20 protein-coding genes and 1 pseudogene are annotated in these 24,508 nt (G+C 66.1%); 10 read left to right on the top strand and 11 right to left on the bottom strand.

The annotated features are described in order from the left end of the window. The first annotated feature begins 36 nt into the window (after window positions 1–36). Window positions 37–1,422: a M17 family metallopeptidase gene (locus D000_RS0105820; RefSeq protein WP_018872601.1), complete on the top strand. Its 1,386-nt coding sequence runs from the start codon at window positions 37–39 to the stop codon at window positions 1,420–1,422. Between the two features lie 48 nt (window positions 1,423–1,470). Here the strand turns inward: D000_RS0105820 and D000_RS13370 are convergent. Then, window positions 1,471–2,899: pseudogene (locus tag D000_RS13370) on the bottom strand (Glu/Leu/Phe/Val dehydrogenase). A gap of 56 nt (window positions 2,900–2,955) precedes the next feature. On the opposite strand from D000_RS13370, the gene dusA reads away from it, so the two are divergent. Continuing rightward, window positions 2,956–3,945, top strand: a complete 990-nt coding sequence (dusA, locus tag D000_RS0105810) for a tRNA dihydrouridine(20/20a) synthase DusA (RefSeq protein ID WP_026279794.1) — start codon at window positions 2,956–2,958, stop codon at window positions 3,943–3,945. 22 nt (window positions 3,946–3,967) lie between these two features. On the opposite strand, the gene D000_RS0105805 is transcribed toward dusA, so the two are convergent. Both D000_RS0105805 and purB read right to left on the bottom strand, forming a co-directional pair. Next, entirely contained in the window at window positions 3,968–5,146 is a 1,179-nt protein-coding gene (locus tag D000_RS0105805; protein WP_018872599.1) for a JmjC domain-containing protein, read from the bottom strand. A 7-nt stretch (window positions 5,147–5,153) separates the two neighbouring features. Then, entirely contained in the window at window positions 5,154–6,521 is a 1,368-nt protein-coding gene (gene purB, locus D000_RS0105800; protein ID WP_018872598.1) for an adenylosuccinate lyase, read from the bottom strand. A gap of 157 nt (window positions 6,522–6,678) precedes the next feature. Here purB and D000_RS0105795 point away from each other — a divergent pair, with 157 nt between their 5' ends. After that, window positions 6,679–8,064, top strand: coding sequence for a lyase family protein (locus tag D000_RS0105795; protein ID WP_026279793.1), 1,386 nt, complete (start codon window positions 6,679–6,681; stop codon window positions 8,062–8,064). Window positions 8,065–8,115: 51 nt separating this feature from the next. Here the strand turns inward: D000_RS0105795 and D000_RS0105790 are convergent, their stop codons facing one another. The 7 genes from D000_RS0105790 to D000_RS0105760 all read right to left on the bottom strand — a co-directional run bounded on the left by D000_RS0105790 (window position 8,116) and on the right by D000_RS0105760 (window position 16,405). Next, complete coding sequence (locus D000_RS0105790; protein WP_018872596.1) at window positions 8,116–10,065, bottom strand: bifunctional diguanylate cyclase/phosphodiesterase; 1,950 nt, start codon at window positions 10,063–10,065, stop codon at window positions 8,116–8,118. Window positions 10,066–10,094: 29 nt separating this feature from the next. Beyond that, on the bottom strand, window positions 10,095–10,937 hold the full coding sequence (locus D000_RS0105785) for an HDOD domain-containing protein (protein WP_018872595.1): 843 nt from the start codon (window positions 10,935–10,937) through the stop codon (window positions 10,095–10,097). Further along, a complete protein-coding gene (locus D000_RS0105780; protein WP_196800590.1) occupies window positions 10,934–11,332 on the bottom strand; it encodes a hypothetical protein in 399 nt (132 codons plus the stop codon). Before D000_RS0105780 ends, D000_RS0105785 begins: the two co-directional genes overlap by 4 nt. A 9-nt stretch (window positions 11,333–11,341) precedes the next feature. Further along, a complete protein-coding gene (gene acnA, locus D000_RS0105775) occupies window positions 11,342–14,095 on the bottom strand; it encodes an aconitate hydratase AcnA (protein WP_018872593.1) in 2,754 nt (917 codons plus the stop codon). Window positions 14,096–14,111: 16 nt separating this feature from the next. Continuing rightward, the gene (gene hflD, locus D000_RS0105770; RefSeq protein WP_018872592.1) at window positions 14,112–14,741 is read right to left on the bottom strand and encodes a high frequency lysogenization protein HflD; all 630 of its coding nucleotides are present in this window, start codon (window positions 14,739–14,741) and stop codon (window positions 14,112–14,114) included. A 78-nt stretch (window positions 14,742–14,819) separates the two neighbouring features. Beyond that, window positions 14,820–15,947, bottom strand: coding sequence for a tRNA 2-thiouridine(34) synthase MnmA (gene mnmA / locus D000_RS0105765; RefSeq protein WP_018872591.1), 1,128 nt, complete (start codon window positions 15,945–15,947; stop codon window positions 14,820–14,822). Next, entirely contained in the window at window positions 15,944–16,405 is a 462-nt protein-coding gene (locus D000_RS0105760) for an NUDIX domain-containing protein (protein WP_026279791.1), read from the bottom strand. The genes mnmA and D000_RS0105760 overlap by 4 nt, the downstream gene beginning before the upstream one ends. Before the next feature lie 162 nt (window positions 16,406–16,567). On the opposite strand from D000_RS0105760, the gene icd reads away from it, so the two are divergent. The 3 genes from icd to clpA all read left to right on the top strand — a co-directional run bounded on the left by icd (window position 16,568) and on the right by clpA (window position 20,532). After that, window positions 16,568–17,824, top strand: a complete 1,257-nt coding sequence (gene icd / locus D000_RS0105755; RefSeq protein WP_018872589.1) for an NADP-dependent isocitrate dehydrogenase — start codon at window positions 16,568–16,570, stop codon at window positions 17,822–17,824. Between the two features lie 105 nt (window positions 17,825–17,929). Further along, window positions 17,930–18,256: an ATP-dependent Clp protease adapter ClpS gene (clpS, locus tag D000_RS0105750; protein ID WP_018872588.1), complete on the top strand. Its 327-nt coding sequence runs from the start codon at window positions 17,930–17,932 to the stop codon at window positions 18,254–18,256. A gap of 5 nt (window positions 18,257–18,261) precedes the next feature. Then, complete coding sequence (clpA, locus tag D000_RS0105745) at window positions 18,262–20,532, top strand: ATP-dependent Clp protease ATP-binding subunit ClpA (protein WP_018872587.1); 2,271 nt, start codon at window positions 18,262–18,264, stop codon at window positions 20,530–20,532. A gap of 89 nt (window positions 20,533–20,621) precedes the next feature. Here the strand turns inward: clpA and infA are convergent, their stop codons facing one another. Further along, complete coding sequence (infA, locus tag D000_RS0105740) at window positions 20,622–20,840, bottom strand: translation initiation factor IF-1 (protein WP_012982660.1); 219 nt, start codon at window positions 20,838–20,840, stop codon at window positions 20,622–20,624. Between the two features lie 209 nt (window positions 20,841–21,049). Here infA and fabD point away from each other — a divergent pair, with 209 nt between their 5' ends. The 4 genes from fabD (at window position 21,050) to fabF (ending at window position 24,507) form a co-directional block, all read left to right on the top strand. Continuing rightward, complete coding sequence (gene fabD / locus D000_RS0105735; RefSeq protein ID WP_081616641.1) at window positions 21,050–22,000, top strand: ACP S-malonyltransferase; 951 nt, start codon at window positions 21,050–21,052, stop codon at window positions 21,998–22,000. Between the two features lie 46 nt (window positions 22,001–22,046). Then, window positions 22,047–22,784: a 3-oxoacyl-ACP reductase FabG gene (gene fabG / locus D000_RS0105730; RefSeq protein ID WP_018872585.1), complete on the top strand. Its 738-nt coding sequence runs from the start codon at window positions 22,047–22,049 to the stop codon at window positions 22,782–22,784. Window positions 22,785–22,912: 128 nt separating this feature from the next. After that, entirely contained in the window at window positions 22,913–23,152 is a 240-nt protein-coding gene (acpP, locus tag D000_RS0105725) for an acyl carrier protein (RefSeq protein WP_018872584.1), read from the top strand. A 134-nt stretch (window positions 23,153–23,286) separates the two neighbouring features. Further along, a complete protein-coding gene (gene fabF / locus D000_RS0105720) occupies window positions 23,287–24,507 on the top strand; it encodes a beta-ketoacyl-ACP synthase II (RefSeq protein WP_018872583.1) in 1,221 nt (406 codons plus the stop codon). Window position 24,508 lies beyond the last annotated feature (1 nt).

Raw genomic sequence — 24,508 nt, 5'->3', positions numbered from 1 at the left:
TTATGGAGGCTTTCGCCCCTTTTCGAGGAAAGCCGCGTGGATTCTGCTTTTGTTGCGTCGTCCGATACCGCCGTCCCGTTGATCCCGGTGAGCCGCGAGTCGCTGCCGGTGCGTCTGGAGAGTGCGCCGGAGGCCTGGCGCAACTGGGTGGCGGCCTCCGGATACGAGGCGGAGCCGGGCACTACTCTGCGCATCCCCGATGCGGAGGGCGGCCTGGCCGCGGTGCTCGCGGGTTTTGATGCGGAGACCCCGATCTGGATGCTGGCCGCCGCTGCCGAGAGTCTTGGCACCGGCGACTATCAGCTGGAGGTGGATTTTCTGAACCCCGACGTACAGAACCTGGCCGCGATCGGCTGGGGGCTGGGCCGCTATCGTTTCGACCGGTACCGCGAGGCCCCGGATCGCGCCCCGCGTCTGGTATGGCCCGTGGATGCCGATCGCGAGCGGGTGCTGGCGTTTGTGGAATCCATCGCACTGACCCGCGACCTGATCAATACCCCGGCGGCCGACATGATGCCGGCCAATCTGGCGCTGCAGGCACGGGATCTGGCCGAGGCCTACGGCTGCAGCCTGCACGTGGTGAGCGACAGCGACAAGCTGGAGAAGGAGTTTCCCTGCGTGCATGCGGTCGGGGCCGCCAGCGAGCACGGCGCGCGCGTAATCGAGCTGACCTGGGGGCAACCCGATGCCCCCTCCCTGGTGCTGGTGGGCAAGGGGGTGTGCTTCGACTCCGGCGGCCTCAACCTGAAGCCGGGTAACTCCATGCGGCAGATGAAAAAGGATATGGGCGGTGCGGCGATCGTGCTGGGCCTGGCGCGCCTGATCATGGCGCAGGCCCTGCCGGTGCGGCTGACGGTGCTGATCGGTGCGGTGGAGAACGCGATTGGTGCGGGCGCGTTCCGGCCCGGGGATGTACTGACCGCCCGCAATGGCAAGCGCATCGAAATCGACAACACGGATGCCGAGGGCCGTCTGGTGCTGGCCGACCTGCTGGATCGTGCGGGTTCGTTCCACCCCGATCTGCTGGTGGATTTCGCCACTCTGACCGGCGCTGCGCGCGTGGCGGTGGGGACCGAGATCAGCGCCTGCCTCACCCAGGACGAGGGCTGGGCGCGAGCCCTGGTGGAACCCGCGCGCGAATGGGACGACCCGATCTGCCAGCTGCCACTGCATACCCCGTATCGATACATGCTCGACAGCGACGTGGCCGACATCGCGAACAGCTCCAGCGGGGGCTATGCCGGGGCGATCACCGCCGGTCTGTTTCTGCAGGAATTTGTCCCCGAGGGGGCCACCTGGCTGCATTTCGACATCATGGCGTTCAATGTCCGTGCCCGCCCGGGCCGCCCCAAGGGGGGCGAGGCTATGGGCCTGCGGGCGCTGTACGCGGCGCTGGAATCGCGCTACGGGCAGGCGGGGTAGGGGTGTCCGGCCCCGGAGATACCGGGGCCCGCCGGTCACAGGGCCGAGTCAGATCAGCTTCAGGTCGCTGCGCGCACGGATGATCTTGCGCAGGGCGATCAGGTAGGCGGCGGTGCGGTAGTCCAGCAGTTCGCCGTTACTTTCCACCTCGCGCACCTCGTACATCTCGCTGAAGGCCTCGCGCATGGTGTCCTCCAGCCCCGAGCGGACCAGGTCGATCTCGTCGGCGCCGCGCACGACGGCATCGCGAATCCATTCCGGGATGCTTTCGTTGGTCATCATCTCGATCGCGGACACGATGTGCTGGCCCTGGGCCTGGTCGTAGCGCCGCTCCAGGCGCCCGAAACGCATGTGCGACAGGTTGCGCACCCATTCGAAGTACGACACCACGACCCCGCCGGCGTTGACGTACACGTCCGGCAGGATGGTGATGCCACGTTCGCGCAGGATCTGATCCGCTTCCCAGGTGCAGGGGCCATTCGCGGCCTCGACGATCAGGCGTGCCTGGATGCGCTCGGCGTTGCCACGGTGAATGGCCCCCTCCAGCGCGGCCGGGATCACGATGTCGCAGTCGCGCTCAAGGATGCGGTTGCCGTCGCGTTCGAATTCGACACCGGCGAACCCTTCCATGGTGCCGCTGCGGCGGACGTAGTCATGCAAGGCCTCTACGTCGATACCGTCCTCGGAGTAGACCCCGCCATCGCTCTTGATCACACCGACGATCGTGGCGTGATCGTCGTTCTGCAGGAAGCGCGCCGCGTGGTAGCCCACGTTGCCGAAGCCCTGGATAATGATGCGCTGATCCCCGAGCCCCCCCCTCGAACCCGGCCTCGCGGGCGGCGGACCCTTCGCGGAAAAAGGCCTGGAGCGCGTACTGCACCCCGCGGCCGGTCGCCTCGAGGCGTCCGACGATGCCGCCCAGTTCGACCGGCTTGCCGGTGACCGAGGCGGCGTGATCGAGATCCTCCGGATGGCGTTCGCGATAGGTTTCCATGATCCAGGCCATCTCGCGCTGGGAGGTCCCGACGTCGGGCGCGGGCACGTTCTGGGCCGGGCTGATGTAGTCGCGCTGGATCAGTTCGTGGGCGAAGCGGCGGGTGATGCGCTCCATCTCCCACTCGTCGTATTTCTGCGGATCGACCCGCAGGCCGCCCTTGGAGCCGCCAAAGGGGATATCCACAATCGCGCACTTGTAGGTCATCAGGGCCGCCAGCGCCTCGGCGTGTTCCTGGTCCATGCTGGGGGAGAAGCGCAGACCACCCTTGGCGGGCAGGCGATGCGAGGAGTGCACCGCGCGCCAGCCCTTGAACACCTCGATGCGGTCGCGAAAGCGGATCGGAAAGCTGACCTGGATGACGGAATCGCAGGTCTTCAGTGCGTCGCGGGCGCCCTCCGGAAGCTCCAGGTAGGCCATGGCCCGGTCGACCATGTGTGAGACACTATCGAGAAAAGTTTCCGGTGCTTCGCTTTCCGACATGATGGCAAATCCTTTCTGGCTTGAGGTTGCGGGCGGCCCCGCGTGGAGACTCGCTGGTGACTGACGCGGTCCGCCATTGCGACCCACGGTTCTCGGTGGCCCCGATGATGGACTGGACGGATACCTGGTGTCGCCAGTTCCATCGGCTCCTGACCCGGCGGGCATTGTTGTACACCGAGATGGTGCATGCCAACGCGGTGATTCATGGCGACCGCGACCGGCTGCTCGGTTTTGCCGCGGTGGAGCACCCGGTTGCACTGCAGCTTGGCGGGTCGGACCCGGCCACCCTGGCCCAGGCGGCGCGTATTGCTGCAGAACGCGGCTTTGACGAGATCAATCTGAACGTAGGCTGTCCGTCCGACCGTGTACAGTCCGGGGCATTCGGTGCCTGCCTGATGGCGCAGCCCGCCCTCGTGGCCGAATGCATCGCCGAGATGCAGGACGCGGTCGCTGTGCCGGTCACGGTCAAGCACCGGATCGGGATCGATGACCAGGACTCCGAGGGTGACCTGCACGCCTTTGTGGGCGCGGTGGCCGCGGCGGGCTGCCGGACCTTCGTGGTCCACGCACGCAAGGCATGGCTCAAGGGGCTGAGCCCGAAAGACAACCGCGATGTACCCCCACTGGATTACGGGCGTGTATATCGACTGAAGGCGGAATTTCCGGAGCTGGCCATCGTGCTGAATGGCGGGCTGGATGATGTCGCCGCGGCACGTTTCCACCTGGCGCATGTGGATGGCGTGATGTTCGGGCGGCTGGCCTATCATCAGCCGTGGAGCCTGGCCGGCGTGGACCGACTCTACTTCGGCGCCGACCGCGATCCAAGCCGCGACGAGGTGCTGGCCGGAGTAATCGCGCTGGCCGAGGCGATGCGCCGCGACGGAATTCCGCTGGCGCGCCTGACCCGGCATATCCTCGGGCTGTTTCACGGCGCGCCCGGCGCCCGTCAGTGGCGGCGCATCCTCACCGAAGGGGCGCATCACGCCGATGCGGGCCCCGAACTGATCGAACGCGCGGCTCGGGCCTGTCTCCCTTACGCTGCCTGAGGTCGTTACGGGCGTGAGGTCGTTACGGCCCGGCGTTGAAATCCCGCGGTGCAAGCCAGCCGGCCTCGAGCCCGTCACGCAGGATGTCGCGGATATTCGGTATCGCCTCGCGCCATTCCGCGACGCTGAGGGATTCGGCAGCGCAGAAGGCCTCCAGTACCTCCGGCGCGACCGGCGGCAGCGGATAGTTTTTTCCGGCCAGGCACAGCACGGGGCCGTCCGTACTCTGGAACCAGGCCCGGCGCACCCCCGGATGGATGTCGAAGACCGCGTCCGGGGGCGCGGTGGTGGCCTGTTCCGGATCGTCCGGGGCCAGCTCAAGCGCCGCCGCTGGCCGGGTCAGGAAGCGCCCCAGGTAGGCGTCCAGCTCGGCGTCGTCGGCCGCCAGCAGGGCGCGCAGTCGGTCGCGCAGCGCGCGCCGGTCGCTCGACGGGATCTCGCTCGGATGGACGGCCGGGGCGCGGCCCGGGTCCTCGAACCGTGTCGATTCCTCGAGCGCGCTGGCGCGTTCGTCAAAATAGCCGCCGATCACGTCCACCAGGCTCGGGGCCCGAAAGCCCACCGACCAGGTCATGCACTGGGCATCCAGCGCCAGCCCGTAATGGGGCAGGCTGGGTGGCAGATACAACAGGTCTCCGGGGCCCAGATCCCAGCTGTCGCTGGGCGTGAACTCGCGCAGGATTGCGAGCGGGAGATCGTCGTGGCAGTCCAGCGCGCCGGGCGGGTCCTGGATCTGCCAGCGTCGGTGTCCGGCTGCCTGGAACAGGAATACGTCGTACTGGTCCACGTGCGGCCCCACCGAGCCGCCCGGGGCCGCGCAGGAGATCATCAGGTCGTCACGGCGCCAGCGCGGGATGAAGTCGAAGCGCGCGAGAAAGTCGAGACCGTCGGGCCAGAAACGCTCGACGTCGGTGACCAGCAGGGTCCAGTCGCGGTCGGGCAGCTGTTCCAGTCGCTCGGCCGCGAACGGACCATATTCGACTGCCCAGTCCTGGCGGTCCTGATGGCCGAGCACGAGGCGGCTGCCCGCGTCCGGGTCGGTCGCCAGTCCGGCGAGGTCGTCGGGTTCGATCGGGTTCTCGAAGCCCGGGATCGCGCCGCGCACCAGCAGGGGGCGCTGCTGCCAGTAGTCGCGCAGGAACTCGGCGGGTGTGAGTCCACCCAGCAGGGTCAGCGGCTGCTGCGGGTCCGGCGCGGTCACGCGGCCCTCAGGACTCGCGGGCGAGCCGGCCGGCAATACCGACATAGGCGCCCGGCGTCAGTTCGCGCAGCCGCGCACGCGCCTCTTCGGGGATCTCGAGGCCATCGATGAAGGCGCCCAGGGCCTCGGGGGTAATGCGCTGCCCGCGGGTCAGTTCCTTCAGCTTTTCGTAGGGCGACTCGATCCCGTAACGCCGCATCACGGTCTGCACGGCCTCGCCCAGGACCTCCCAGTTCTGGTCCAGGTCCTCGGCCAGACGGCCGGGCTCGATTTCGAGCTTGCCCAGCCCGCGCCCGAAGGCCTTGTAGGCGATCAGGGACCAGGCAAATGCAATGCCGATATTGCGCAGCACGGTGGAGTCGGTCAGGTCGCGCTGGAAGCGCGACACCGGAAGCTTGCCGGCGAGATGATCGAACAGGGCATTGGCCAGGCCCAGGTTGCCCTCGGCGTTCTCGAAGTCGATCGGGTTGACCTTGTGCGGCATGGTCGAGGAACCGACCTCGCCGGCCACCACCTTCTGCTTGAAGTAGCCAAGCGAGATGTAACCCCAGATATCGCGGGCCGCATCCAGCAGGATGGTGTTTGCGCGCATGCAGGCGTGGAACAGTTCGGCCAGGAAGTCGTGCGGCTCGATCTGGGTCGTATGGGTGTTCGGCACCAGGCCCAGGCTCGTGACCATGCGCTGCGAGAGGGTGGGCCAGTCCACCTCGGGGTAGGCCACGGTATGGGCATTGAAGTTGCCGACCGCACCGTTGATCTTGCCCAGGCACTCGACACCGGCGATCTCGGCACGCTGGCGTTCCAGGCGCCGGACCACGTTGGCCAGCTCCTTGCCCATGGTGGTGGGGGAGGCGGGCTGGCCGTGGGTGCGCGCCAGCATTGGCTGGTCGGCAAAGCGTTCGGACAGCTCGCGCATGGGCGCCAGTACGGCATCCAGCGCCGGCAGCATCACGTGATCGCGCGCCTCGCGGACCATCACGCCGTAGGCGAGGTTGTTGATGTCCTCCGAGGTGCAGGCAAAGTGCACGAACTCGATCTGGCTCTGCAGGTCGGCACGGTCCGCCATCTGCTCCTTGATGTAGTACTCGATGGCCTTGACGTCGTGGTTGGTGGTGGCCTCGATGTCCTTGACCCGGGCACCCGCGACCTCGTCGAAGCTGAACGCAATCTCGTCCAGGAAGGCTGCGGCCTCGTCGGTCAGCGCGGGGACCTCGGGAATCGCCGGCTCCGCCGCCAGGGCCTTCAGCCAGGCGATCTCGACGCGTACCCGCGCCTGCATCAGGCCTTGTTCGGAGAAATAGGGGGCCAGGTCGCGGGTGTGGCGGGCGTAGCGGCCGTCGACAGGGCTGATGGCGCTCAGTGGGGTCAGAGACATGGGGCTTCCGGGGTCGGGTTCGAGACAGGCGGCGCAGTATACTAGGGGGTTCAGGTGCAATACAGCATCGTGCCGGGCCCGGTCGGTCCCGCGGGTCGGTCGGTTTGGCTTGACCCGGACGTCCGGCGCCCGGCGCGGACTCAACCAGGAGGAAGGCATGTCGAAGCCCGCAATGCGTCAGGAACAGGACAGTCTGGGGCCGGTGGAGGTCCCGCAGGAGGCCCTGTGGGGCGCCCAGACCCAGCGAGCGATCGATAACTTCCGGATCAGCGGCCGTCCGCTGCCGCCGGCCTTCATCCGTGCGCTGGCACTGACCAAGGCCGCCTGCGCCGAGGCCAACCAGGCCCTGGGCCAGTTGCCGGATGCGGTTGCCGGCGCGATTGTCGCGGCGGCTGACAGTCTCGCCAGCGGCGATCACGCCGATGCCTTTCCAGTCGATGTGTATCAGACCGGCTCCGGCACCAGCAGCAACATGAACATGAACGAGGTGATCGCCCGGCTTGCCTCCGATGCCGCGCTGACGGTGCATCCGAACGATCACGTGAACCGCTCGCAGAGTTCCAACGACGTGATCCCGACGGCCCTGCATGTGGCGGCCTCTCTGGAGGTGGAGCGGCGGCTGCTGCCGGCCCTGCGCCATCTGATCGCGACGATCGCGCGGCGCGAGGGCGAACTGACGGCGATCGTGAAGACCGGGCGCACCCACCTGATGGATGCGATGCCGGTCCGCATGAGCCAGGAGCTGTCCGGCTGGCGCACCCAGCTGGAGCTGGATGCCGAGCGCATCCGCGACACCCGCATCCGGGTAAACCGGCTGGCCATCGGGGGTACCGCGGTGGGCACGGGTATCAACGCCCCGGCGGATTTTGGTGATCGTGTCGCTCGGCGCCTGGCCGAACGCACAGGGGTGGGCTTTGTGCGCGAGCTGAACGGCTTTGCCGCGCTGGCCAGTCAGGATACGGCCGTAGAGCTGTCCGGACAGTTGCGCACCCTTGCCACCAGCCTGATCAAGATCGCCAATGATCTGCGCTGGATGAATTCGGGGCCACTCGCGGGGCTGGGCGAGATTGCGCTGCCGGCCTTGCAGCCGGGGAGTTCGATCATGCCGGGCAAGGTCAATCCGGTCATTCCGGAGGCCGTAATCATGGCCGCGCAGCAGGTGGTCGGGCTGGATGTGGCGGTCGCGGCGGCCGGGCAGGGCGGCAACTTCCAGTTGAATGTGGGCCTGCCCCTGATCGCCGACAATCTGCTGCAGCAGATCGGCCTGCTGACCGGGGCGGCCGAGCATCTCGCGGACCGCGCCATTGCCGGTTTCACGGTGAATGAGGCGGTGCTGCGTGCGGCGCTGGACCGTAATCCGATCCTGGTGACCGCGCTGAACGCGGAGATCGGCTACGAGGCAGGTGCACGTATCGCCAAAGAAGCCTATGCCAGTGGACGCCCGATCGTGGATGTCGCGGCGGAGCAGACCGATATCCCGCGGGAGCGTCTGCTGGCCATGCTGGACCCGGCGGCCCTGACCGCGCCGCAGCCGAAGTCCTAGCCCCGGCGCGGCGTCAGGTTGCCACCGCCAGAGCTTGGGTCCAGGCCTGGATCAGGCGGTGGCCGTGGGCAGTGCCACCGCGTCGCGCAGCCAGGTGCGGAATTCGCCGAAGGGGACCGGGCGCGAGTACAGGTACCCCTGTGCGGTGTGGCAGTCGAGCTCCTGCAGGATCTCGGCCTGGCGTGCCGTTTCCACGCCTTCCGCGATTACGTCCAGGCCCAGGGTCCTGGCCATCAGGATGATGGCGCGCACGATCTGGGAGTGGCCGTCACCCTGGTCCAGGTCCATCACGAAGGAGCGGTCGATCTTCAGGGTATCCGCCGGGAGCTGCTTGAGCTGCATCAGCGAGGCGTGGCCGGTGCCGAAGTCATCCACGGCCAGCGACATCCCGAGCTCGCGCAGGCGCTGGAAGACCCGTAACGCACCCTGCGGGTCGTCAACAATGGTGCTCTCGGTCAGTTCCAGCTCGATGCAGCGGGGCGGGATGCCCGCGTCGCCAATGATCCGGTGAAAGTCGCCGGCCAGATCGGGCTGGCGCAGTTGCCGGGCGGAGACATTGATGGCGATACGCGGCAGCTGTTCGGGTGCCACACGCAGGGACTGAAGGTCCCGGCAGACCTGGCGCAGCACCCACTCTCCGATCTCCTCGATCAGGGTCATGTCTTCCGCGAGGTCGATGAAATGGCTGGGGGGCAGCAGTCCGAGGGTCGGGTGCTGCCAGCGGATCAGGGCCTCGGCCCCGAGGATGCGCCCGCTGTCGAGCGCGACCTTGGGCTGGTAGTGCAACACCAGCTGGTCGTTGGCAATGGCCTGCCCGAGTTCATTTTCCAGCTCGAAGTGGCGGAAGGTGCGCGAGTTAAGGTCCTGGGTGTAGAAACGAAAGCCGTTGCGGCCGCGCTGCTTGGCCTCGTACATCGCCGCATCGGCGTTGCCGAGCAGGGTGTCCGCGTTTTCCCCGTCATAGGGGTAGACGGCAATCCCGCAGGAGACACTGCTGACCACGGGCTGCTCGAAGATCTGGCGTTCAGTCGCGGTCTTGCGCACGACGTCGGTCACCAGGCGCACGATCCCTTCCAGGCCGAGGGCGTCCTCGACCAGGATGCCGAATTCGTCGCCGCCCAGGCGCGACAGCGTGGTGCGCAGCCGGCGCCCGGAGCGTTCGCGGGCCTGGTCGAGCAGGTCGGACAGATCCTGCGCGACCTTGCGGATCAGTTCGTCACCGGCGCGGTGGCCCAGCGAGTCGTTGGTGCGCTTGAAGTTGTCGAGATCGAGGAGGATGAGCGCGACATGATCGGGGCTCCCGGCATGGCGCTCGATGGCCTGCGACAGGCGGTCGCTGAACAGCATGCGATTGGGCAGGTTGGTCAGCGAGTCATGTGACATGTGGTGCAACAGTTCACGCGACTGCCGCTCGGTAATCCGCTGCAGGGCCTTCTGGCGCCGGTCCATCATCTGGAACAGATCGGCGCTTTCCAGGGCGTAGGCCGTGTTGAACAACACCATGGTCAGCGTCGACAGGATCATCTCGTACCGCTGCAGTTGCGCCTGGCGGAAACGCGCGACGAACATCCCGCGAATCCGGGTGCGAGTGGAGATCACGTGCAGCATGATGCTCTCCTCCGCGACCGGCGAGGGCAGGCAGACCGGGTGGTTCTGATGCAGGGCCCAGGCAAACTGACCGTCCTCGATCAACTGCTCGACGATGCCGGCGAGGTCCGGCTCCAGTGTGTCCGGGTGTTCCTGGTGGGCGAGGTTGAACGAGCAGTCGTTGTCGAGGATGTACACCGCCATGTCCTGCGCCGGAAGCAGGCGGCGAATCGCCTCGATGGTGTTCTGGATGATCAGTTCCGGACTGCGGTTGCGGTCGGTGTCGCCGAAGATCGCCGTGGTGGAGGCGAGCACGTCCATTGCATAGGCATTGGCCTCCAGCGCTTCCTCCAGGAAGTGGATGCGCTCCTGGAGGGCGTTCACCTCATCGGGCGTGCGATAGGAAGGGCTCATGCGACAGGGTCCTTTGCCGGCATAGCGGGTCAGTCGAGGAGGATCGTCTGCATCTGCTCTAGATGCTTTCGGGCGTGGCCGATGATGTCCTCGTAGACCGGCATCTCCAGGCCGACACGGTCGAATGTTTCCGGTGTCACGGGGGGCACGAAGCGTTCCCCGGATGAGCCCAGGCGCAGCGAATTGGCGATGCTGTCCGCCACATGCACGATGGCCGTTTCTACCGGGAAGGCCGGCGCCTGTTCCGGCGCATGATGGTAGCGCGTCGCCTCCACCTGGGCCGGAGTCATGCCCCATTCCTCGAGCAGGGCTGAGCCAATTGCCGCGTGATCGAAGCCGAGCAGCTCGCGCTCGGCCTCGAACAGCAGACATTGTTCGCGCTCGCGGATGTTGATCAGTTCCTCGCTGCGCTGTCCCAGATGCAGGAACAGCAGCAGTCGACCCAGGTCGTGCATGATCCCGTACAGGTACAGGCGCTCGATGTTGGCCTCGCGCCGGAAGCGGGCAATGGAGCGGCTGAGCACACCGACCGCGATGCTGTGGCGCCAGAAGGATTCCATGTCGACTCCGATCACCGGCAGGTCACGGAAGTGCTGGATCACGATCGTGGACATCACGATTTGGCGGATCTGCTGCAGGCCGATGATGGACACGGCCCGGTGCAGGGTCTCGATGGGTTCGGGAAAACCGTACAGCGAGGAATTGGCCATACGCAGCGTCTTGGCCGCGATGGTCGGGTCCAGTTCCACGGCCTCGGTGATCCCGGCCACGTTTGCGGTAGGGTCGTTAAGGCGCGTGAAGATTGTGTTGTAACTCCCTGAGAAACTGCAAAGAGAGTCGTCCTGCTCCAGGAATTCCGCGATGCTCGTCATGGATTGCGGGCCCGTTGACCACGTTGCATCAGCTCCTCGAGGAGTCGCTGGCGCGCAAGGCGGTAGAGCCCATCCATCGGGTGCCGGTTTACGTCGCAGTGGCGGAAGCGTTCCTCAAGGACCAGATCGGCCTGTTCTTCCATCGCGGGGGTGGGCCCGGCATCCGGATCGCCCTGCGGGCCGATTTCCTCAGAGATGTCGGATGTGTCGTTGGCGGCATCCTGTTCGTCATCGACGACTTCGACCGTGCTGATGCCCCAGGACAGCAATACACGGATCTGCTTGTCCTGGAGCACCATCCCGGCCGGGATCAGGAGACGGCCGGAACGGTCATGTACCGCCCCGGCGAGCGTCTGACCGGACTGGATCGCGTCCGTGGATATCCTCCGTCCCATTGGTCGACTTTATGCCGAAGCCGCGAGCTGGCGCAACACGTAGGGAAGGATGCCGCCGTGGCGGAAGTAGTCCACTTCCTGTGGCGTATCCAGGCGCACGCGCACACTGAACGTCTTGCGCTGGCCGTCATCGCTGACGGCGGTGACCGTAGCCTCGCGCGCTTCGCCATTCTCGACCCCGGTGATGCTGTAGGTCTCGCGCCCGGTCAGCCCATGGCTGGCCGCGTTCTCGCCCGGCAGGAACTGCAGCGGGAGGACGCCCATGCCCACCAGGTTGGAGCGGTGGATACGCTCGAAGCTCTCGACGATCACCGCCTTCACGCCCAGGAGCAGGGTGCCCTTGGCGGCCCAGTCACGCGAGGAGCCGGTGCCGTATTCCTGCCCCGCGATCACGATCAGCGGGGTGTCCTCTTCCTGATAGCGCATGGCGGCATCGTAGATGGACATCTGCTCGCCATCCGGCAGGTGCTGCGTGACGCCGCCCTGGGTGCCCGGGGCCAGCAGGTTGCGCAGGCGCACGTTGGCGAAGGTGCCGCGCATCATCACTTCGTGGTTGCCGCGGCGCGAGCCGTAGGAGTTGAAGTCGGCCGGCTTCACGCCCTTGGACTCGAGGTAACGGCCGGCGGGGCTGTCCTTGGCGATGGAACCGGCCGGGGAGATGTGGTCGGTGGTGACCGAGTCGCCCAGCAGTGCCAGTACGCGCGCACCCTGGATGTCGTTCAGGGGCATCGGCGTCATGCCCATGCCCTTGAAGTAGGGCGGATTGCGCACGTAGGTGGAATCCTCCTGCCAGTCGAAACGTTCGCCCTGCGGGGCCTCCAGGTTGCGCCAGCGCTCCTCGCCGGAGTAGAGATCTCCGTAGGCACTGGTAAAGCTGCCGGCGCCGACGTGGCTGGCGACGGCCTCGCGCACCTCGTCGGTGGTCGGCCAGATGTCTTTCAGGTAGATCGGCGCGCCCTCGGCGTTCTCGCCGATGGGATCGTTGTACAGGTCGATATTGCTGCGCCCGGCCAGGGCGTAGGCGACCACCAGGGGCGGCGAGGCGAGGAAGTTCATCTGCACCTCGGAATGAATGCGCCCCTCGAAGTTGCGGTTGCCGGAGAGCACCGAGCTGACGACCAGGTCGTCCTTGATGATGGCCTCGGAGATCGGCTCCGGCAGCGGGCCCGAGTTGCCGATGCAGGTGGTGCAGCCATAGCCGACCACGTGAAAGCCAAGGGCCTCCAGATCGGTCAGCAGGCCGGACTTTTCCAGGTAGTCAGTGACCACGCGCGAGCCGGGGGCCAGCGAGGTCTTCACCCAGGGCTTGACCTGAAGCCCGGCCTCGCGCGCCTTGCGCGCGACCAGGCCGGCCCCCAGCATCACCGACGGGTTGGAGGTGTTGGTGCAGGACGTGATCGCCGCGATCACGATGTCGCCGTGATCCAGCGTGAAGGTCTCGCCGTCCATCTCGATGGCGGTGTGATGGGGCTCCTCCGCCTGGTGTTCCACGCCCACGGCGGTATGCCCGCCCTCGGCCGCGAAGCGCTCGGCCTCGACCGGTTCGTCGGCCCCGCTCTCGCGCTCCTTCAGCATCGTGTCCAGATGGCGGCTGATGGTGGCGCCGGCCTGGCTCAGCGGGATGCGGTCCTGCGGGCGCTTGGGCCCGGCGAGGCTGGGTTCCACGGTGGACAGGTCCAGTTCCAGCTGGTCGCTGTAGCGCGCGACCGGCGCGCTGTCGTCGCGCCACAGGCCCTGGGCCTTGGCATAGGCCTCGATGAACTCGATGTGGCCGGCATCGCGCCCGGTCAGGCGCAGGTAGTCCAGGGTCTCGTCGTCGATCGGGAAGATGCCGCAGGTGGCGCCGTACTCCGGCGCCATGTTGGCGATGGTGGCGCGATCGGCCAGGGGCAGATCGGCGAGGCCGTCGCCGAAGAACTCGACGAACTTCCCGACCACGCCCTTCTTGCGCAGCATCTCGACGATCACCAGCACCAGGTCGGTCGCGGTGGCGCCTTCGGCCAGCTTGCCGGTCAGGCGGAAGCCCACCACCTGCGGGATCAGCATCGAGATCGGCTGCCCCAGCATCGCAGCCTCGGCCTCGATACCACCCACGCCCCAGCCGAGCACGCCGAGGCCGTTGATCATGGTGGTGTGGGAGTCGGTGCCCACCAGGGTATCCGGGTAGGCCATGCAGCCGCCGGCGGCCTGGTCATCCACGAACACGGTGCGCGCGAGGTACTCCAGGTTGACCTGATGCACGATGCCGGTGTCCGGCGGCACCACCTTGAAGGTGTCGAACGCCTGCTGACCCCACTTCAGGAAGCTGTAGCGCTCGCGGTTGCGCGAGTACTCCAGCTCGGCGTTGAGGTTCATGGCGTTGGCGTTGCCGTGGGCATCCACCTGCACCGAGTGGTCGATGACCAGCTCCGCCGGCTGGAGCGGGGTGATCTTCTTCGGGTCGCCACCCAGCGCCTCCATGGCATCTCGCATCGCGGCCAGATCGACCACCGCGGGCACGCCGGTGAAGTCCTGCAGCAGCACCCGCGCCGGGCGGAATGCGATTTCCTGGGCCGGTTCCGCCTGCGGGTCCCAGTCCAGCAGCGCCTCGATATCGGCGCGGCGCACGGTACGCTCGTCCTCGAAGCGCAGCAGGTTTTCCAGCAGCACCTTGAGCGCAAAGGGCAGGTCCTGCGCCCGCGCATCATCGGTGATCGGGACGTAACGGCACTCGCGGCCGCCAGCATTCAGGGTGCGGGTGTTCTTCGGTTCGGCGTGGCTCATGTTGCGTCTTCCGCGGTCAAGTGTTGAGTCGATTGAGGATGTCGTGGGCCTCCCGGATCAGCCGCTTGCGCCCGAACAGCAGCTTCCAGCGCGATCCCCCGGCCTGGCGCCAGAGCACGGCGGCCCGGATCCCGGCCAGCAGCAGCGCCCGGATGCGCGCGGCGGTGTCGGGATTGGAGAGGTTGTTCTGTTCGCCCTGCACGATGATGCGCGGGCCGAGTTCGGAGATGGTCTCCTTGTAGACCTCGGCCAGGCGGGCAATCACGCTTTCATGCGTGATGTGGAAATAGTCGATCTGGCGCTGCGCGCCCTGCAGGCCGTCGGTGAGCTTCTGCAGCATGTCGTCGCGCTTTTGCAGCTTGCGCTCGAGGAAGATCAGCCCGACGGCATACCGGGTGATCTCCATGTCCGGCGGCTTGCTGCCGTTCTGCAGCTGGCTCTCGATGCGTTCGAGCCCACTGCGCAGGCTGACGGCCTCGCGGTAGATCGCCTCGGGGGTGTCGGCATCGAAGGCGAACAGACTGCCGATCAGGATCTCGAATTCGTATTCATCGCAGCTCCCGCGCCAGGCGAGGTCCTTGACCAGGCTGGCGCACTGGAAGAGGGCGGCAAGCGCCAGCGTGCGGTTGTGATCGGAGCGGTCCAAGCCAGTTCATTCCTTGGTGGATCGGGGGCGGGGCGCCAGGGAGGGCTCACTATACCGGAAGTGACCCGGCGGACTCACTCAGGGAGACGCGGATTGAATGGCGCCCGCGCCGTGGTCCATCGTGGTCCGAGTCGCGATCACCGCGCCGCCCAGGCAGACATCGCCGCGGTAAAAGGCGATGGACTGCCCGGGGGTGGCGGCGCGCTGCGGGCTGTCGAACACCACCGTGGTACCCGCCGGCGTCAGCGTCTCGATCCGGCAGTCCTGCAGGGGCTGGCGGTGGCGCAGGCGGGCCCGGAGCGGCTCGCCGGGCGCCGGGCGCTGGTGGATCCAGTGCACGGGCTCGGTGGACAGCGTCGGGCTCATCAGTCGCGGATGCTGCGGGTCCTGGGCGACGACCAGGGCATTGTGCTTGAGGTCCTTGTCGACCACATACCACGGGGCCTCGGCGAAACCGTCGACCCCGCCAATACCCAGGCCCTGGCGCTGGCCGAGGGTGTAGAACATCAGGCCCTGGTGGCGGCCGACGACCTGACCCTCGGGGGTGCGCATCTCGCCCTCGGCGGCGTTCAGATACTGCGCGAGGAAGTCGCGGAAGCGCCGCTCGCCGATAAAGCAGATCCCCGTGGAGTCCTTGCGGGCGTGGTTCGGTAGACCCAGTTCGCGGGCGCGTTCGCGCACCTGCTGCTTGGGGATGTCGCCAAGCGGGAACAGGGCGGGGCGCAGCTGCTCCTGGGTCAGGGTGTGCAGGAAGTAGGTCTGATCCTTGTTCGCATCGGCCGCCAGGCACAGTTCGCTGTACGCGGGATGGTGGCGCACTCGGGCGTAATGCCCGGTGGCGATCCAGCGCGCGCCGAGGGCGCGCGCATGATCGAGAAACGAACGGAACTTGATCTCGCGGTTGCAGAGGATGTCGGGGTTGGGCGTGCGTCCGGCCTCGTATTCGCGCAGGAAATGGGCGAACACTCGCTGGCGGTAATCCTCGGCAAAATTGGCCTTGTGCAGCGGGATCTCGAGCGTCGCGGCCACCTCGCAGGCCATGCGGTAGTCGTCTTCGGCGGCGCAGTACTCGGCGTCGTCGTCATCCTCCCAGTTCTTCATGAACAGGGCCTCGACGCGGTAGCCGGCCTCGAGCAGGCGGCTCGCGGCCACGGCCGAATCTACCCCGCCGGACAGGCCGACGATCACGCGTTCGCCGGCACTCATGCGAAGGGGGCGCGCACCAGGTTGCCGACCGCGGCCAGCGGGAAGCGCCAGCCCTCGCGGTAGCGCTGGATGCTGCGCAACACCAGCGGACTGCGCAGTGGCCAGCCGCGTTCGGCCTCGTCGGGGGTGAGCCAGTGCAGGGCGTGGATGGCCGCGTCGCGCGGTGCGGGTGTCGCGGCGCGGCGCGTCGGGCCACAGAAGCTGACACGGAGGATTACGCTGCCATTGGCCAGTTCCAGCAGGTCGCAGCCCAGCGTCGCCTCGGGCTGGAATTCAAGGCAGGTCTCTTCGCGCACCTCGCGGATTACGGCGGCCACCAGGTCCTCGCCGGCATCGAGGTGGCCGGCGGGCTGGTTCAGTACGTGGCGGCCGGCCTCGGTTTCCTCGACGAACAGGAACCGGCCGGCATCCTCGATGACGGCGGCCACGGTGATATGGCAGGGGAGGCGGTCGGTCATGGCCGCCATGATAACGCAGCACGCGCGGGCACCGACTGCCGGGAACGGGATCGGGGCCGTTCAGAGCCGGCCCGGCTCGCCGGAAAAACGGGCTCGCCATGTATAATCCCGGTATACGCTTTCAACCATTCATTGATCTCTGGATTCCCACAAGGAGTTGGCATGGCCTATCAGCACATTCAGGTCCCGGCAAAGGGCGAGCGCATTACCGTGGACAAGCAGGGCAAGCTGACCGTACCGGATCGTCCGATCATCCCGTTCATTGAAGGGGACGGGATCGGGGTGGACATCACGCCGGTCATGCGCCGCGTCACCGATGCCGCGGTGGAGAAGGCCTATGGCGGGAAGAAGGCCATTGAATGGATGGAGGTCTATGCCGGCGAGAAGGCCACGCAGGTCTACGACGACAATTCCGGACTGCCGGACGAGACGCTTGCGGCGGTGAAGGAATACAGCGTTTCCATCAAGGGTCCGCTGACGACGCCGGTGGGTGGCGGCTTCCGCTCGCTGAACGTGGCGCTGCGCCAGAAGCTGGACCTGTACGTGTGCCTGCGCCCGGTGCGTTACTACGACGGCACCCCGAGCCCGCTGAAGGAGCCGGAAAAGACCGACATGGTGATCTTCCGCGAGAACTCGGAGGACATCTACGCCGGCATCGAGTTCGAATCCGGCACGCCGGAGGTGAAGAAGGTCATCGACTTCCTGCAAAACGAGATGGGCGTGACCCAGATCCGTTTCCCGGATACTGCCGGCATCGGCGTGAAGCCGGTCTCCAGCGAGGGTACCAAGCGCCTGGTGCGCAAGGCGATCGAGTACGCGATCGACAACGACCGCCCTTCGGTGACGCTGGTGCACAAGGGCAACATCATGAAATTCACCGAGGGCTCCTTCAAGGCCTGGGGCTACGAACTGGCGCGCGAGGAGTTTGGTGCGAAGGATCTGGACGGTGGTCCGTGGCAGACCTTCAAGAACCCGAAGACCGGCCGCGACATCGTGATCAAGGATGTGATCGCGGATGCCTTTCTGCAGCAGATCCTGCTGCGCCCGGAGGATTACTCGGTGATCGCCACGCTGAACCTGAACGGCGACTACATCTCGGATGCGCTGGCTGCCCAGGTGGGTGGCATCGGTATCGCCCCGGGTGCGAACCTGTCGGACACCACCGCGATGTTCGAGGCCACCCACGGCACGGCGCCGAAGTACGCCGGTCAGGACAAGGTGAACCCCGGCTCGCTGATCCTGTCTGCGGAGATGATGCTGCGTCATCTGGGCTGGTCCGAGGCGGCGGATCTGGTGGTCAAGGGGATGGGTGGCGCGATCAGTGCCGGCGAGGTGACCTACGATTTCGCGCGGCTGATGGACGGGGTCGAGCCGATTGCCTGCTCGGCCTTTGGCGAGGCGCTGATCAAGCACATGTGAGGGCGGGTGGTCGGAGTGTCCGTGGGGGCACTTGGCTGGAACCCGGAACCATTCGAGGATGGAGACACCCCAAACGAGTAACCGCTGAACGCGTGAGTTCGACCGATGAGTGATGACAAGCCCCAAAACCCCGATCGAGACGACTCGGTAACGGTCGAAGAATCGAGGCCGGAGCTCAAGCCGCCGCGACAGTTCAAGGTGGTCCTGCTCAACGACGATTTCACGCCAATGGAGTTCGTGATCGAGGTACTGGAGACCTTCTTCAGCATGGATCGCGAGAAGGCCACCCGGGTGATGCTGCACGTGCACACGCGCGGCAAAGGAGTATGCGGCATCTTTACCCGGGATGTGGCCGAGACCAAGGTGGCGCAGGTGAACGACTATGCCCGCAGTCATCAGCACCCACTGCTTTGCTCGATGGAGGAGGCCTGACTCCCATGCTCGACAAGGAACTCGAATTCAGCCTGAACATGGTCTTCAAGGAGGCCCGCGAAAAACGCCACGAGTTCGTGACCGTGGAGCACCTGCTGATGGCGCTGGCACAGAACCCCAGCGCGGCCACGGTGCTGCGGGCCTGCGGAGGCGATCTGGACCGCATCCGCGAAGAGCTTGAGGCCTATATCGACGAGAATACGCCGCGCATACCGCCCACCGACTCGCGCGAGACCCAGCCGACCCTTGGCTTCCAGCGCGTGCTGCAGCGGGCCGTGTTCCATGTGCAGTCCAGTGGCCGCAAGGAGGTCTCCGGGGCCAATGTGCTGGTGGCGCTGTTCGGCGAGCAGGACAGCCAGGCCCTGTACGTCCTCGCTCAGCAGAACATCTCGCGCCTGGACGTGGTGAATTTCATCTCCCACGGGATCTCCAAGGTCGGCGAGGAGGACCTCGGTTCACAGACTGGCCCGAACGAGTCGCAGGCCGAACCGGTCGAGGGCGACCGCGAGGAGAAGACCAACGCGCTCCAGCTCTACGCGGCCAACCTGAACGAAAAGGCACGCAAGGACGAGATCGACCCCCTGATCGGGCGCGATCACGAGATCGAGCGCACCATCCAGATCCTCTGCCGGCGGCGCAAGAACAATCCGCTGCTGGTCGGGGAGGCCGGGGTTGGCAAGACCGCGATTGCCGAAGGGCTGGCGCGCCGGATCGTCGATGAAGAGGTGCCGGAGGCCATTGAATCGGCCACGGTGTACTCCCTGGACCTGGGTGCACTGGTCGCCGGTACCAAATACCGCGGCGACTTCGAAAAACGCCTGAAGGGCGTGCTGGCCCAGCTCAAGAAGGAGCCGGGTGCGGTCCTGTTTATCGACGAAATCCACACCATCATTGGTGCCGGGGCGGCATCCGGCGGCGTAATGGATGCGTCCAATCTGATCAAGCCGATGCTCGCCTCGGGCGAGCTGAAGTGCATCGGCTCGACCACCTATCAGGAATATCGCGGCATCTTCGAGAAGGACCGCGCGCTGGCGCGGCGCTTCCAGAAGATCGAGGTGCCGGAGCCGACGGTGGACGAGACCGAGCAGATCCTGCGCGGCCTGAAGTCCCGGTTCGAGGCGCATCACAATGTGCGCTTCACCAAGCCGGCTCTGCGCGCGGCGGCCGAACTGGCGGATCGCTACATCACCGATCGTTTCCTGCCGGACAAGGCCATCGACCTGATCGACGAGGCCGGGGCCAGTCGCCAGCTGCAGCCGGCCAGCCAGCGCAAGAAGACCATCGGCGTGCAGGACATCGAGACCATCGTCGCGAAGATCGCACGCATCCCGCCGAAATCCGTCTCCAGCTCGGACAAGGAGACCCTGCGCAATCTCGACCGCAACCTGAAGATGACTGTGTTCGGCCAGGACGAGGCGATCGGTACGCTGGCGACGGCGATCAAGATGGCGCGTTCCGGTCTGGGCGACATGGACAAGCCGATCGGTTCGTTCCTGTTTGCCGGGCCCACCGGTGTCGGCAAGACCGAGGTTACGCGACAGCTGGCGCAGCAGATGGGCATCCATCTGGCGCGGTTCGACATGTCCGAGTACATGGAGCGCCATACGGTCTCGCGCCTGATCGGGGCGCCTCCGGGCTATGTCGGCTATGACGAGGGCGGGCTGCTGACGGATGCGATCCTGAAACATCCGCATTCGGTCCTGCTGCTGGACGAGATCGAGAAGGCCCATCCGGACGTGTTCAACGTGCTGCTGCAGGTGATGGATCACGGCACGCTGACCGATACCAACGGCCGCGAGGTGGATTTCCGCAACGTGATCCTGGTGATGACCACCAACGCCGGCGCCGAACAGGCCAGCCGGCCGTCGGTGGGCTTCACCCAGCAGGATCACTCCAGCGATGCGATGGAGGCCATCAAGCGGACCTTCACCCCCGAGTTCCGCAATCGCCTGGATGCGACCATTCAGTTCGGCCCGCTCGACGAGGCGACCATCCTGAATGTGGTGGACAAGTTCCTGACGCAGCTGCAGGCCCAGCTGGACGAGAAGAAGGTACACCTGACGGTGGAGCCGGATGCCCGGGCCTGGCTGGCGGAACACGGCTACGATGCCAAGATGGGTGCCCGTCCGATGGCGCGCACCCTGCAGGAGCACATCAAGAAGCCGCTGGCCGACGAACTGCTGTTCGGCCGCCTGATCCATGGCGGGGAGGTGGTGGTGCGCCTCGGCGAATCCGGGCTGGAACTGGATGTGCAGGAGACCGCCGTCTCTTCCTGAGCGGCCGCCTCGCAGGCACAGGGGCCATGGAGGGCCCACAAACGAAGAAGCCCCGGTCCTGCCGGGGCTTCTTCGTGAAAGAGGGGGACCTACTTGTTGCGGTAGACGATGCGACCCTTGGTCAGGTCGTAGGGCGTCATCTGCACGATCACCTTGTCTCCGCGCAGGATGCGGATGTAGTGCTTGCGCATCTTCCCGGAGATGTGCGCCGTGATCGTGTGCCCATTTTCGAGCTCCACCCGGAAGGTGGTGTTCGGCAGCGTCTCGACGACGGTGCCCTCCAGCTCGATTTCGTCTTCCTTCGCCATACAGTTCCTCTCGTATTGAATCAAGGTGGCGACATTATCCGGATGCGTCGGGGGAACACAAGTATTCGCATTTTGTGACCGGGCCGGAGATCCCGCGCATCCGCCGGCTCCGCTGGGGATGCCCCCGTTTCGTGGACATCGGGTCCGTTTGCCGACGTTCACGCGAGCGCCTACACTACGCGCGCTTTCACGAGCGAGACCGACGACGAATGACAACGAATTGGGCAGCCGTATTCCCTGGCCAGGGTTCTCAGTCCACCGGCATGCTGGCGGACCTGGGCGACGATCACGCCATTGTGCGGGACACCTTTCAGGAGGCATCGGACTGCCTTGACGCTGATCTCTGGAGCCTGTGCCAGCACGGCCCGGTGGAACAACTGAATCAGACCGAATGGACCCAGCCGGTGATGCTGGCGGCGGGTGTTGCCGCCTGGCGCCTGCTCTGCGCGCAGACGGATGCCCGTCCGCAGGCCCTGGCGGGCCACAGTCTGGGCGAGTACAGCGCCCTGGTTGCCGCCGATGTGCTGCGCTTCCCCGACGCCGTCCGCCTGGTCGCCGAGCGGGCACGTGCCATGCAGGCCGCAGTGCCGGAGGGCGAGGGTGCGATGGCCGCGATCCTTGGGCTCGAAGACGAAGCGGTGCAGGCGCTCTGCCGCGCCCACGCCGGCGATCAGGTGCTGGAGGCGGTCAATCTGAATGCCCCCGGGCAGGTGGTGATCGCCGGTAACACGGCAGCGGTGGATCGTGCAGTGGGGGCCGCCAAGGAGGCCGGCGCGAAGCGGGCATTGAGGCTTCCGGTCTCGGTGCCGTCGCATTGCGCCCTGATGCAGCCGGCCGCCGAACAGCTGCAGGCAGTTCTGGACCGGACCGCATTCAGCTCGCCGACGATCCCGGTCTGGCAGAATGTGACTGCAGGGCCGGTGGAGTCGGCCGCAGACATCGAGGCCAACCTGGCGGCACAGCTGTACCGGCCGGTGCGCTGGGTCGAGACGATTCGCGGGCTTCGGGCACAGGGGACTGGCGTCCAGGTCGAGTGCGGCCCCGGGCGGGTTCTGAGCGGTCTGGCCAAGCGCATCGACCGCGAACTGGAACTGTTCGACGTGGCCGACCGCGCGACCCTCGAGGCGACCATCCAGCGCCTGTCCGGCAACGGCGCCTAGAATCCGCCCGCACCCACTCTTCTCATTTCGACGTAAAGGCTCAGACATGTCCGACAGCAAACGCGTAGCCCTGGTGACCGGAGCCAGCCGTGGTATCGGCGCCGCGATCGCACAGCGCCTGGCCGCCCAGGGCCTGCAGGTCATTGGCACCGCCACCAGCGAGGCCGGTGCCGGCCGAATCACCGAGGCCCTGCAGGAATATGGCGGCCGCGGTATCGCGATGGACGTGACCGATGCGGAATCCGTGGCCACCGGTCTGAAGGACATCCAGGACCGGGAGGGCGCCATCGAAGTCCTGGTGAACAATGCCGGCATCACGCGTGACAACCTGTTCATGCGGATGAAGGACGAGGAATGGGATGCGATCATCGATACCAACCTTTCCGCGGCAGTGCGACTGACCCAGCGTCTGCTGAAAGGCATGATGAAGCTGCGCCGCGGCCGCATCATCCTGATTGGTTCGGTGGTCGGTTCCGCCGGTAACGCCGGGCAGACCAACTACGCCGCTGCGAAGGCCGGTCTGGCCGGTTTCGCCCGTTCGCTGGCACGCGAGGTGGGCAGTCGCAACATCACTGTGAACACCGTGGCCCCCGGTTTTATCGATACCGACATGACCCGCGAGCTGAGCGATGACACCAAGCAGGCGCTGCTGGGGCAGATCCCCCTGGGGCGTCTGGGCGCGCCGGAGGAGATTGCCGCGGCCGTCGGCTTTCTGGCCTCCGAGGAGGCCGGGTACATCACCGGCGAGACCCTGCACGTGAACGGCGGGATGTTCATGCACTGATCTTCGCGGGCCCACTCGGTGCGGCCCGTGGCCCCCGCGGCGTTGATCGCTAGATCGCGGCGGGGCTTTTCTCTAGAATGGCGGACCTTTAATCGAAGCCGCCTCAATCCGAAGGGGATTTCTGAACCATGAGTAGCATTGAAGAACGCGTCAAGAAGATCGTTGTCGAGCAACTGGGCGTGAAGGAAGAGGACGTGACCAACACGGCTGCCTTCGTCGACGACCTGGGTGCGGATTCGCTGGACACGGTGGAACTCGTGATGGCGCTCGAAGAGGAATTCGAAACGGAGATCCCCGACGAGCAGGCGGAAAAGATCACCACCGTGCAGCAGGCGATCGACTACATCAACGAGCACATGAAGGACTGATCCGACGCCTGCGGGCGCCGGTCAGAACGCGAATGGCGAACGGGCCTTCCTGTGCGCAGGGCGGCCCTTCGTCGTTTCGCTGAACGCGCATTTTCAGTCTTTCGAGGAGAACATCATTGGCTAAGCGACGTGTCGTGATTACCGGACTCGGGATCGTATCCCCGGTCGGATCCACTATCGACAAGGCCTGGAGCAACATCAAGGCCGGCAAGAGCGGCATTTCCCCCATCGATGTATTCGATGCCTCGGAGATGCCGGTGAAGATTTCCGGTGCCGTCCGGGACTTCGAAGCCAATGACTACGTCCCGACGAAAGACCAGAAAAAGATGGACACCTTCGTCCTCTATGGCCTCGCGGCTGGGCTGCAGGCGCTGGACGACTCCGGCCTCGAGGTGACCGAGGAGAACGCCGACCGTATCGGCGTGGCGATCGGCTCCGGCATCGGCGGGCTACCGTACATCGAGCGGTCCTATGGCGCCTACCTCAAGGGTGGTGCGCGCAAGATTTCGCCGTTCTTCGTGCCCAGCGCCATCATCAACATGGTCGCGGGCAACCTGTCGATCATGCGCAACCTGCAGGGCCCGAACATCTCGATCGTCTCGGCCTGCGCGACCGGAACCCACAACATTGGCGATGCGGCGCGCATGATCGCCTATGGGGATGCCGATGCCATGGTGGCCGGTGGCGCCGAGATGGCCACGACCCCGCTGGGGATCGGCGGCTTCGCGGCGGCGCGGGCACTGTCTACCCGCAACGACGATCCGGAACACGCCTCGCGCCCCTGGGATCGTGACCGCGACGGCTTCGTGCTCAGCGATGGCGCCGGCGTGATGATGCTGGAGGAGTACGAGCACGCGAAGGCCCGTGGCGCGAAGATCTACTGCGAGCTGGCCGGCTTTGCCTGGAACGCGGATGCGCACCACATGACGCAGCCGGTTCAGGACGGCTCCGGTGCAGCCAAGTGCATGCACCGCGCGCTCAAGGACGCGGGGGTCAACCCGGAAGAGGTCGGTTACATCAACGCCCACGGCACCTCCACGCCGGCCGGCGATCTGGCCGAGACCCAGGGCCTGAAAAAGGCCTTTGGCGATCACGCCCGCAAGCTCCTGGTGAATTCGACCAAGTCGATGACCGGGCACCTGCTGGGGGCCGCCGGTGGCATTGAGGGTGTGTTTACCGCGCTCGCGCTGCGCGACCAGGTGTCGCCGCCCACGATCAACCTGGAGAATCCGGGCGAGGGCTGCGATCTGGACTACGTCGCCAACGAAGCACGCGACATGAACACCCAGGTCGGCCTGTCGAACTCGTTCGGGTTCGGGGGCACCAACGGCACCCTGGTCTTCCGCACCATCTGAC

The organism is Thioalkalivibrio sp. ALJ16 (genome assembly GCF_000377345.1).
Lineage (GTDB): Bacteria > Pseudomonadota > Gammaproteobacteria > Ectothiorhodospirales > Ectothiorhodospiraceae > Thioalkalivibrio.
This window is presented reverse-complemented; position numbering and strand designations above follow the sequence as displayed.